At 66.8% G+C, this 11989-nt stretch carries 5 protein-coding genes; 3 read left to right on the top strand and 2 right to left on the bottom strand.

Going from position 1 to position 11989, the window contains the following annotated elements:
* Positions 1-156 precede the first annotated feature (156 nt).
* Entirely contained in the window at positions 157-2007 is a 1851-nt protein-coding gene (locus DTQ71_RS22610; RefSeq protein WP_109566548.1) for an acyl CoA:acetate/3-ketoacid CoA transferase, read from the bottom strand.
* 289 nt (positions 2008-2296) lie between these two features.
* Between DTQ71_RS22610 and DTQ71_RS22605 the strand changes: the two genes are divergently transcribed.
* Together DTQ71_RS22605 and DTQ71_RS22600 are read left to right on the top strand one after the other, a co-directional pair.
* A complete protein-coding gene (locus DTQ71_RS22605) occupies positions 2297-4894 on the top strand; it encodes a vWA domain-containing protein (protein WP_109566547.1) in 2598 nt (865 codons plus the stop codon).
* Between the two features lie 28 nt (positions 4895-4922).
* Complete coding sequence (locus DTQ71_RS22600; protein WP_146204924.1) at positions 4923-7361, top strand: PPC domain-containing protein; 2439 nt, start codon at positions 4923-4925, stop codon at positions 7359-7361.
* A gap of 501 nt (positions 7362-7862) precedes the next feature.
* On the opposite strand, the gene DTQ71_RS22595 is transcribed toward DTQ71_RS22600, so the two are convergent.
* On the bottom strand, positions 7863-8666 hold the full coding sequence (locus DTQ71_RS22595; RefSeq protein WP_170125556.1) for a DUF1194 domain-containing protein: 804 nt from the start codon (positions 8664-8666) through the stop codon (positions 7863-7865).
* A 460-nt stretch (positions 8667-9126) separates the two neighbouring features.
* On the opposite strand from DTQ71_RS22595, the gene DTQ71_RS22590 reads away from it, so the two are divergent.
* Complete coding sequence (locus DTQ71_RS22590) at positions 9127-11988, top strand: monovalent cation/H+ antiporter subunit A (protein ID WP_109566545.1); 2862 nt, start codon at positions 9127-9129, stop codon at positions 11986-11988.
* Position 11989 lies beyond the last annotated feature (1 nt).

Genomic DNA, 11989 nt, shown 5'->3' with positions numbered 1-11989 from the left:
GCGGTGCAGGCATCGCCAAAGCCCTCCTGCACAACGTGAATCATAACTACGCCACCCGACATAGTCCCGAGTCTACGAACGCGTCCGTTGCTTTAAAGTGGGTCATCGACGATACGCGACGAAGACGGTCACGCCGTCGAGGCCCAATGATACGACTCATGTCGGCCGGTCGAGAAACGCTTGTGCCGCCTCACGGGTCTCAAAGATATGTGGCGACGCCTTCGGAAGGGTTTCGCCCAACTTCAATCGCATGAACGCAGACCCCGAGTAGCGCGTCACCGTCTTGTAGAACCGGCTCTCCAGATCCGCGACCATGTCGGCGTAGTCTTTCGTTATATCGTCCTCGAGCTGGAACCCGTCGTAGTTCACGACGACATCCACTTTGTCCCTCAGCAGGCCGCAGACCTCGATCACCTGTCGACGGACCTGTTCGATTTCGTCCAGCGACCGGATTCTCATCTTCTCGAAATTGATGAACAGACGTCCCGTGCCGGCGTCCAAGGCAATTCTGTCCGGCAGATCGAGGTGCAGGAGCTCCCGTTTCAGGTCCATCGGCTCGGGCTGGAAGATGCGCGCGTCCATGATCCGGACTTCTTCGATGATCGGCCGAAACGCCATCTGGCCGACGATGTCGCGTTCGATCTCCACACCCGGGGCGACTTCGATCAGGTGAAGGCCGTCGGGCCGCAACTGAAAGACGCATCGCTCAGTCACGTATAGCACGGGTTGGCCGAGCCGCGCGGCGCGTCTGCCGGAGAAGGTCACCTGTTCGACGGCCTCAAGGAACTTCCGGGACGTTCCCTCCTTGCGGATGGTCAGCGCCCCGTCGCGGATGTCCACATCGATGCCCTTTGCCGTGAAGGTTCCGGCGAAGACGAGCGACTTCGCGTTCTGGCTGATATTGATGAACCCGCCCGCCCCGGCGAGCCCGCCGCCATCGTAGAAATCGAATTGGGCGCTCTGAGGCACGACGGCGTCCACATCGACGGCCGCGCCGAAATCGAGGCCTGAGGCGGGCTGTCCCCCGACGACACCCGGCTCGGCCGTCAGTGTGACGTGATCCAGCAGACCCTCCTCGGCCGAAACTGCGGCGACGCCTTCGGGCATGCCGATGCCCAGATTGATCACCCCGTTGACCGGAAGCTCGAACGCGCAGCGCCGCGCGATGACCTTCCGGGCATCCAGCGGCATATGCGGGATTTCACCGGCAGGCGGGCGGATGCGATTGGTGAAGGCGTGTGAGAACGCCGTTCTGTAGGTCTGCATGTGAAGCTCGGGCGGCGCGACGACGACCGCATCGACGAAGATCCCCGGGATCTGCACCTCCCGCGCGGGGAGGCTGCGACCGCGGGCAAGGCGCTCGACCTGCACGATGACGATCCCGCCCGCGTTCTTCACGGCCATCGCCTGGGCCAAGTTGTCGATGATGAGCGCCTCGCGTTCCATCGTGACGTTTCCGGCCTCATCGGCCGTGGTGCCGCGCAGGAGCGCGACGGTCAGCTTCGGCGCGGGATAGAACAGGTATTCCTCGTCGCCCCGCGTCATCAATTCGACCTGAGGCTCGACGGAAATGTCGTTGACGGCCCCACCCCCGTTTCGCGGATCGACGAACGTGTCCAGGCCGACCTTGGTCAGCATCCCGGGCTTTCCCGCCGCGGCATCGCGGAAAAGTTGGCTGATACATCCCTGCGGGAGGTTCCACCCCTCGATCTTGCCCTCGACGGCGAGGGCCGCGACCTTCGGAATAAGGCCCCAATGGCCGCCGACGACCCGGCGCAGCAGGCCCTCATGCCCGAGGCGGTTCAGCCCCCGCTCGCCGCCATCCCCCTGTCCTGCCGCGAACACCAGCGACAGGTTCCTGGGATGCCCGGTCTCCAAGAACCGCGTTTCGACCGCAGAGAGGAGTGCGTCCGGCACACCGATGCCAACGAAGCCAGAGGTCGTGAGCACATCCCCATCCTGGATCAGGGCCGCCGCATCTGCGCCCGCAATCACCTTCTTGTGCATGTCACGCTCCTCCTCGCCGGGATGGTCTCCGCCGGGGCGAGGCATGTCCAGCCGTTCTGAACGGGGCCGGCGCATCGACGGCTTGCCCGCGTGGTCCCCACCCCGCGCTCATCGATCGAAGGGCGTAACGCCGCGCCCGGCCAAACGGCCGCCGCGCCCATGATCAGTGTGGGCCGGAGCTCTTGACCGACGTCATTCCGCGGCTCGTCCCGGGCGCTACACTGTCACTGTTATGCGCTCGCTGTCGAAGTCGGGCGCGCGCGCAGGATGAAAGCAAGTGGCAAGCTCGATGACCTCAGCCCTTCTGAACAGGCCGTGCGGGCTATGCGTCCGCGCTCTCCGCTTCGTCGGCGTCGTGGCGCTCGCGCTGACGCTGTCGATGCCGCGCGCCTCGGCCGGGCCGTTCGACGGGACCATCTGGGCGGTCCTTAGCGAGCAAGATCAGAACCAGATCTTGCAGGCGCTCCATGACGAACTGACCGCCGTGCGCGCCGGCCAGGTGGCACAACGAACCGCCGACGAAGAAGCCGCCAAGACGCTCAGCCAACGTCTCGACGACCTCTACACGCCGCAAAACGAGAGCGCCTGGCGGAAATACTCCTCGAAGTACGCGTTGATGGCCGCGGATGCCTTGCGCGCCGACGCGGCACGATTCGCACAGATGGCCGGCGCGGCCAGCGCGGGCAATTATACCGCCCTGAAGAAGGAGATGCCGCGCGTCGGCGCGACCCTCTTCGCATCGATCGTCGGCGATATCCTGGAGGAAAAGGGACACGATCAGACCAAGCTGGTCTGGGACACGCTTGTGAACCGCGCGGGCAGCTTGCAGCAGGTCGGCACGGCGCTGCTGCGCGGCGACACCGGGCAGGCCTTCCAGATCGTCAAAGGCGAGGCGATCTCGGAGCTCGAGAGCCTGTCCCAGAACACCGTCGCCGGCGTGATCGACTGGGCGTTCACCGATCTCGGGGTCGCGCCCGGACAGGCCTATTTGCAGGTGATAGCCTACGAAAAACAGTTCATCCGCTGGTCGCAGGGCGCGCTTTCGGACTACTTCATCGACACTTGCCTTCAGGCCTATGTGACCACCTACAATCGGACCCGGAACGCCGCGTCGAGCCTCAGCGAATATGATCGCTGCGCCCTGCTCGGCGGGGCCGCCTATGCCGATCGGGAGTTCGACCGCGCGCTGCTTGCGGCGAATATCGACCCGGACACGATCCGGATGCAGATGCTGGAGGCCTATCGCACAACGGGCCAGTCGCCGCGCAGTTGGATCAGCGATCTCGTCGCCAGCCGCATCGCCGAGGAAGAGCGCCGGCTGACCGCCGAGATAGACGCGGCGCAGGCCGAATTGATGGCGTCGAGCGACGCCTTCGCGCAGGCTCTGGGGCAGCGGCTCTCGGCGCTTGCGCTGGCCGCGATGACAGATGCGGAGGCGGCGCAGCTCACGCGCGACGCGCGCGCGGCCATCACCGGAAGTCAGGCCGACGCCGATGCCGTGGCGCGGGCCGCCGCCGGCGCCGTCGCGGCCTGTGCGGCCTACGATGCGGCCAAGACCGAGGCGGAAGCGGCCCGTGCGGCGATGGCAAGGCTCAGCAGCATCGCCTTCGACATCCGCATACGGGCCCGTGACATTCCCGACTGCGGCCCTGACGGCGCGTCACTCGCGGGCGATCTGACCGAGGCGCGGCGCCTAAGGAGCGTCTTCGACAGCGGGCTCGCCGAGGCGCAGGCGGGCTTGAACGCCGCCTGCACCGCGCGCGACGGCATCGACACTGCCGCCGACCAGCCTGCGGCGCTCGCGCTGGTTCAATCCGCGCGCGACGGCGCGGCGCAGGCGCAAGCCGGTGTCGAGGCCGCTCGGAAAGCCCATTCCGATATCGCAGAGATCCGGCGCCAAGTGACGAGCGCCAGCCAGGCGCCCCAGTCCGGGCTCCGGCTCGATCTCGTGGCCCAGGACCTCGCACGGCTCGACGGCTGGCTGGCCGATCTGCGCGCCGCCGATGCTGCGTCGATCGCAGCGGATTTCGCGACGGCGAAGGGAGCGATGCATGCAGCCCAGCGGAGGGTCACGGGTCTGATCACCCAGGCCGAGCAGCGCGCGGATCTCGTCCGCGCGGCGCTGGAGCCCCATCGCTCCGGTCCGCTGGGCGCCGAGCTGCGCGGCATCCTCCAAGCACTCGACACGGCCTTGTCGCCGGCGCTGTCCTGCCAATACGGCGTCGAGGGGGATTGGTTTGGAAGCCGTGGTTATACCTACCGGTCCATCGACGACGCGCCCGACCTCGCCTCCTTGCAGGCCCTCGTCGATGCGGCGAAGGCGCGTTGCCCGCAGGCTACTGCAGGTCCGCAGGGCCAGACACCCGAACAGGAAATCGACGCGATCTTCGGGGAGGTCGATGCATCCGAGGTCCTGCTGGACATCGCGCAGAGGGGCTATGAGCAATGCCTCGCGGACGCGCTGCTGCTCTATTCCGACATCTGGTCCATCAGCTCGCGGCCTACGCCCACGCTGGCCGAGTCGATCCTGATCGTTTTCGACGCCTCCGGCAGCATGGGCGACGACGGCCGCATCGAGAAGGCCCGCGCCGCCGCTACGGCTGTCCTGCAAGGGATCCAGGCCGGCGGCGACATCGAGGTTGCGCTGATGGTGTTCTATGACTGCGGAAGTATCCGGCTCGAAGTTCCGTTCACCACCGACCCCGGAGAAATCATCGCCGTGCTGCCCGGCATCCGGCCCAGCGGCTCGACCCCGCTGGCCGCCGCGTCGGCCCAGGGTCGAACCTACCTTCAGACCGAGGCGCGCGGTGCGCGCAAGCGCTTCATATTGTTGACCGATGGCGAGGAAAGCTGTGGCGGCGACCCGGTCGCCGCAATCGGCCAATAAGCGTGTCACCATGCAACGGAGCCAGACCATGACCCGGATTTTCCCAGTGTTGATCGTGGTGCTGGTCCTCGCCGGCGCGGCCGCTGCGCAGGTCCCAGGCGAGATCGAGATCGAGGTGCACATCATCGGCATGGAGGTCTCTGGCTCGGCCGAGGATCAGCTGCGACGCATGGCCGAGGCCGCGGGCGGAACCTACCACGCGTCCGACGATCCGGCCTCATTGACCGGCGCGCTGGCGGCCGCGACTGGGGTGAGCGGTCTGACCCCGCTGATGAGCGCCGAGGACGAGCCGAACGACAAGTTCTCGCAGGCCAATCGGGTCTCGCCATCCGGGCCCGTCACGGGCCGTATCACGCCCGAGGACGACGTCGATTGGTTCATGATCGAGGTGCCCCGGCAGGGCGAACTGATCGTCAGCACGACCGCCGTTCCGAGCGAGTTGGATCTCAGTCTCCGGGCCTGGACCCGCAACAAGGACGTGTTGTCGGGCTGGTTCCGTCCGATGCGGCAGGGCGCGGAGTTGCGCGCGGTGATCGACCTGCCGGAGCCGGGGCGCTACTGGCTTGAGTTGCGGGACGGGGGCGACGACGCGTTCTCGGACGCCGACTACGCGCTGTCTTTCGCCTTCACCGCGACGGATGACGCGGGTGAGCCGAATAACAGCTTCGCCGCCGCGACCGCCCTGCGCTTGCCGATGGCCGGGCCTCTTCGGGCCACGATCCTGCCCGAGGGCGACGTGGACTGGTACCGCGTGACGGTCGATCACGCCGGCGAACTGGCGCTGATGGTAACGGACGTGCCCGAGACCCTCGATGTCACTTACCGGGTCTGGAGCGCGGAACGCGCGGTCTTGCAGAACTGGACCGCTCCGGCGCGGGAGGGCGGCGAAACCAGCGGCACGGCGGACTTGCCCGCCGCCGGAGACTACTGGATCGAGTTGCGCGACGGCGGGGACAACGCCCGCTCGGTCGAACCTTACGCCGTCACCGCCAGCTTCACCGCGACGCCGGACGCGACAGAGCCCAACGACCGATTCGACCTCGCCCACCCGCTGGTCATCGGTGCCTCGGTTCAGGATGCCATCCTGCCTCGGGGCGACGTGGATTGGTACGCGGTCACCGTCGACCATCAGGGCGCGCTCGACGTGATCTTGGGCGATGTCGCGCCCGAGCTCGACCTGCATTACAGGGTCTGGACCGCGAACAAAGACGTGCTGGCCGGCTGGTATCGCCCGATCGGCCCGGGCGCGGACCTGGCCGGCGTCACCGACCTGCCGCGGCCTGGGACCTACCTGATCGAACTGCGCGACGGCGGCGACGACGCCCGCAGCGCATTGCCCTACACCCTGACCACGGCTTTCACGCCGACGCCCGACAGCGGAGAGCCGAACGTGTCCGCCGGCACGGCGCAGCCCCTGGCACTCGACACCCCTGTCGAGGCGGCGATCCTGCCGAGGGCCGATGCGGACTGGTATGCGCTCGACCTGCCGGAGCAGGGGGCGCTGACAGTCTCCATCACGTCGCCTCCCCCGGAGCTCGACGTCGTCTTCCGGGTCTGGTCTGAAGACCGCGACGTCCTGGCCGGCTGGTTCTCTCCGCTGCGCGAGGGCGGCGATAACGTGCAGGTGGTGGACATCCCGCATCCTGGCCGCTGGTACCTGGAACTACGCGACGGCGGCGACAACGCGCGCAGCGCCGCGCCCTACGATCTCCAGGTCTCTCTCGCCGCGACCGCCGATCGCGGCGAGCCGAACAACCGCTTTGGGGATGCAACGCGGTTGACCGCGGGGGCGGACGTGCAGGCCAATATCCTGCCCCGCGGCGATCGCGATTGGTATGCCATTGAGGTTGGCGACCAGGGCGCGCTCAGCGTCGAGGCGTCCGAGGTCGCGCCCGAACTGGACATCGTGGTGCGGGCCTGGAACGCGGATAAGGAGACGATCACCGGCTGGGCCGCGCCGCTTGCCGCCGGAGGGCCGACGCGCACCGTGATCGACCTTCCGCGCGCGGGGCGCTATCTGCTGGAACTGGCCGACGGGGGCGACAATGCCCGCAGCGCCGAGCCCTACCGCCTGTCGACGGCCTTTACCCCGACCGGCGACACGACCGAGCCCAGTGACGGATCCGGCACCGCGGCGGCGCTGACCCTGGGCACGCCCCGGGAGGCCGCGATCTTTCCCGAGGATGACCGTGACTGGTTCGCCGTGACGCTCGACGCGCCCGGAGGGCTGCGGGTCGCGCTCACATCCGTCCCCGCAGAACTCGACCTGCACTTCCGACTGCGAAACGAAGGCGGCGCCGTTGTTTCGGGCTGGAATGCGCCACTGGCGGAGGGCGGAGATACCGTCGCCGAGATCGACGGTCTCGTCCCCGGTCGCTACATCATCGAGGTCGCGGACGGCAACGACAACGCGCGATCCACCGAGCGCTACAGGATCGAGGTCCAGGCAATCCCGGGCATCGACTGACATCCGACCGGGGCCTGTGAGGGGAAGGTGGCTCGGGGCGCAGCGATCTGCCCTCGACCGCCAGGCCGCAGAGCTTCGGGTCCGGATCGCCATGCTGAACGGCTACACCGCGCCCGGTATACCCGTCACGGACACTGTGGGATAAGCCCCTCCGGTGAAAGGGAACCTCGGCCGTCAACCGATTTGTGCCCCAGAGCCACGCCGCTGTCTCAAGTCTCTGATCGAGGTTGGGACGGCCGTGGCTTGCGGGCTCCTTTAGCCCGGCATGCGACGCTGCCGATGAGGGCGGTTGCGGAGAGGGCGGGAGGCGCGCGCTGGTCCCGTCGGGTCGCGATGCGGCCCGGGGATGGGCTATGGCAGGGCGGGTCGGAGGGACTGATGGCCTTCCCGCGCCTGGGCAACGAGAGCGGGGGCATTCGAACCCGGGAAGCGGCGCGGTTCAACGGAACTGGGACCGGACGGGCGCGCTGTCATTCCCATTTCATGCCAGGGCTCCTCGGGTCAGGGCAGGGACCAATATTGTTGGCGCCGCTCCCAGGCCTTCTCCCCGACCAGGCAGTCATAGGGTGTCTCCGGGCTGTATTGCACTGGCACGACTTGCTCGAACGACGGCACCAACGCGATTTCGAGCACCAGCTTGCGGCGCACGGCTTCCGCGAAGTCTTGCCAGTCAAGCACTGGGATCACGAAGGAGCCCGGACCGCCGATGACGCAGCTCCTGTAATAGATGTCGAGGTCCTCGAGGTGCCACTGACTGCCCATCCCCTCGCGCGTCATCAGCGGCAAGCCGTTGATGACGATAGATTGCGACAGCACCGCGTCCCGCGCCTCCAGGACCGGGCGACCCTGATTGTTGGGGCCGTCGCCAGACACGTCGATCACCTTGCGCAGGCCATAGAACGCGTTGTTTTCGATCATCTCGGCCCCGAATATCAGGGCTTCGGAGATCGAGGTGCGGCGAAGCGCAGGATCGAAGCGCGTGGTCAGGACATGCGCAAAATCATCGAGATCCGCGCGTGTTTCCAGAAGCCTCCAATCGACGACCACGTCCTGAGTGCCGGCCCATTCAACGTAAGTCAGAGCCACCCGTTGCAGCAGACCCGACCGAATGGCGGCGAAGACGTCGTCCGACCGCAGGGCGGCCGCGTAGCCTTGCCTCTGAATCTCGAGTTCACGCTCGGTCATCGACCGCGAGACATCGACGAGAAGAACAAGCTCCAGGTCGACTTCCATCGCGGAGGAAGGGCCGGGCGTGCCCCAGAGCGCGGCCGAAGTGGCAATCGTGAAGAGCGCGGTGCGGATCATCCTTCAACGAATCGCGGAACGATCCTTTCCGTCAACCGACAAAGCCGTGAGGCGCCGCATGCCGCCGAACGGATGGCCCGGACGGTCTCAATCCTGAGCAGCCTCCCGGACAGTGCCCATCGAAGGGCGGGGCCGCGCTGACGTGCCGTTCCGGGTGGGGCCGGTCTGTCCAGCCGGGCCGGTCCATGCCCTCGGGAACAGGCCTCCAGGTCTCGACCGGCTCGCCGAACCAGGGGGCGTCTCCAGGGACGCAGTCCGTCGCAGACGCCCGAATGGGGACTGATGGATGTCTTTCCGGGGGCAGGTTCGGGACCGAAGCGCGGGACCGTGCGGTCGCCGGGCAGGGCGATCTTTCGGGTCCGGGGGCCGCAGCCGTGGCTGCGCAGCAAAACGGTTGGTTGTAGCCTCCCGATCCGCCCGATAGCCTCGGGTCTGAACAACACGAAGGTAAGGCGAGACCATGAGCCTCGGGGGACACCTCCTTTTTGTCATCGCGCTGCTGCCTTTCCTTGGGGCCCTCGTCCCGGGGCTGATGATCCGCGCCGGGCGGACCGTTTGCGCGATTTCGACCGCGGTGCCGACATTTGTCGCACTGACCATGCTGCTAACACTGGCGCCGGCGGTTCTGCGCGGGGAGGTGATCCAGGGCGAGATCGAGTGGCTTCCGCAACTCGGCCTGTCGGTGTCGTTCTTTCTCGACGGGCTCGGATTGCTCTTTGCCTGCATGATCCTGGGCGTCGGGCTTCTGATCACGCTCTATGCGCGCTTCTACCTGTCGGGCGAGGACCCGATGGGGCAATTCTATACCTATCTGCTGCTCTTTCAGGGCGCGATGCTGGGGATCGTCATCTCGGATAACATCCTGCTTCTGCTGATCTTCTGGGAGCTGACCTCGCTGTCGTCCTTCCTGTTGATCGGCTATTGGAAGCACCTCCCAGAGGGGCGCCAGGGCGCGCGGATGGCCTTGACCGTGACCGGCGGGGGCGGGCTGGCGATGATCGGCGGAATGCTGATCCTCGGAAACATCGCGGGCAGCTACAACCTCACCGATATCCTCCAGGCGGGTGAGGCGATCCGGGCGTCGGAGTGGTATCTGCCCGCGCTGATCCTGATCCTGCTGGGCGCCTTCACCAAATCGGCCCAGTTCCCGTTCCATTTCTGGCTGCCGCACGCGATGGCCGCGCCGACTCCGGTCTCCGCCTATCTGCACTCCGCCACGATGGTGAAGGCGGGCGTCTTCCTGATGGCGCGGATGTGGCCCGTGCTTTCGGGCACCGATGCCTGGTTCTATATCGTGGCGACGACGGGCCTTGTGACCATGGTGCTCGGCGCGCTTATCGCGCTGTTCAAGGACGATCTGAAGGCGCTGCTGGCCTTCTCGACGGTCAGCCATCTGGGCCTTCTGACCATGCTGCTGGGCTTCGGGACGGAGGCGGCGGCGGTCGCGGCGGTGTTCCACATCATCAACCACCTGACCTTCAAGGCCGCGCTCTTCATGACGGCGGGCATCGTCGATCACGAGACCCATACGCGCGACATCAAGCGCCTCGGAGGGCTGCGCCATCTCATGCCCGTCACCTTCGTCATCGGAACCGTGGCGGCGCTGTCGATGGCCGGGATCCCGCTCTTCAACGGCTTCCTGTCCAAGGAGATGATGCTGGAGGAGGCCTCCCACACGACGTGGCTCGACAGCCACTATGTCGTTCCCGTGCTTGCGACGCTGGGCGCGCTTCTGTCGGTCGCCTACTCGTTCCGCTTCATCGCCCATGTCTTCCTCGGGCCCGTTCGGGACGATTACCCGCACAAGCCGCATGATCCGCCCTTCGGGATGTGGGCCGCGCCCGCGCTGCTGGCGGTGTTGGTGGTCGTGATCGGTCTCGCGCCCTTCCTCGCCGATGGGATCGTGGCCGCGGCGGCCAGCGCGGTCACGGGCGCGGAGTTGGAGCCGCATCTGAAGATCTGGCACGGGGTCACGCCCGCGCTCTACATGTCCGGCATCGCGGTGCTCGGCGGTCTGGCTCTGCTGGCGCTGCATCGGCCGCTCGACCGGGCGTGGCTCGCCGCGCCGCGGCCCGAAGCCAAGGCGATCTTCGACGCGCTCGTGGCGGGCGCCGTCACGCTGACCCGCCGCATCACCGAACTCGGCCATAACGGCGCCATCAGCCGCTATCTCGCGATCTTCACCGTGACGGCCGTCGGCCTCGGCTGGATCGCCTATGCCGGCGCGGGCCTGTCCGAGCCGACGCGCGGCCTGCTGCCTGTGCCGCCGGTGATCGCGGTGGGATGGATCATGCTGGTGGTGGCGACGGGCTTCGTCGTCCTGCAGCATCGCCAGCGCTTCCTCGCGCTTACCGTCCTGGGCGTCATCGGTCTGTCGATTTCCGCCGGCTTCGCCTATCTCTCGGCGCCCGATCTCGCGCTCACGCAGATCTCGGTCGAGACCGTGACGATCATGTTGCTGTTGCTCGCGCTGCACTACATGCCTCAGACGACGCCGGTGGAAAGCTCCACCGTGCGGCGTGTCCGGGATGGGGCGATCGCAGGCGCGGCGGGGCTCGGCGTGGCGGGGCTCGCCTATGCTTTCCTGCGGCGCGACATCGATACGATCTCGGATTTCCACATCGCCAACAGCTATGAAGGCGGCGGCGGCACCAATGTCGTCAACGTCATCCTCGTCGATTTCCGAGGCTACGATACCTATGGCGAGATCATCGTGCTGGGCATCGCCGGCTTCGTGATCTACGCGCTGATGCATGCCTTGCTCGACGGTCCGGCGGGGCGGCGGCTCAAGAACACCGACTATTCGCGGAACCGGTCGCGCGACCGCCATCCGCTGATGATGGTCGTGGTCACGCGGGTGCTGATGCCCATCGCAGTCGTCGTCGGGCTCTATATCTTCCTGCGCGGCCATAACGAGCCGGGCGGCGGCTTCGTGGCCGGGCTGGTGATCTCCATCGCGCTGCTGATGCAGTACATGGCCTCGGGCTTCGCCTGGACGCAGGAGCGCAAGAAGATCGAATATCACACCATGATCGGCCTCGGCGTGGTCATCGCGGGTCTGACGGGCGTGGGGTCGTGGCTCGCGGGCCGGCCCTTCCTGACGAGTTCCTACACCTATGTGCATCTGCCCCCCATCGAGGAGTTCGAATTGGCGACCGCGGCGCTGTTCGACCTGGGCGTGTTCCTGACTGTTCTGGGCGCCGTGATGCTGATGCTTTACTCGTTGAGCCGGATCGCGCGCTTCGCGGGAGAGACGCTCAATCCGGACCCGATGGATTTCGACCCAAGACAACCGGCCGTTCAGCCCCAGGGAGAGCGCTAAG

Origin of the sequence: Jannaschia seohaensis (assembly GCF_900116765.1) — a bacterium.
Taxonomy (GTDB): domain Bacteria; phylum Pseudomonadota; class Alphaproteobacteria; order Rhodobacterales; family Rhodobacteraceae; genus Jannaschia; species Jannaschia seohaensis.
The sequence above is the reverse complement of the archived record's forward strand: the minus strand, read 5'-3'. Positions and strand labels throughout refer to the sequence as shown.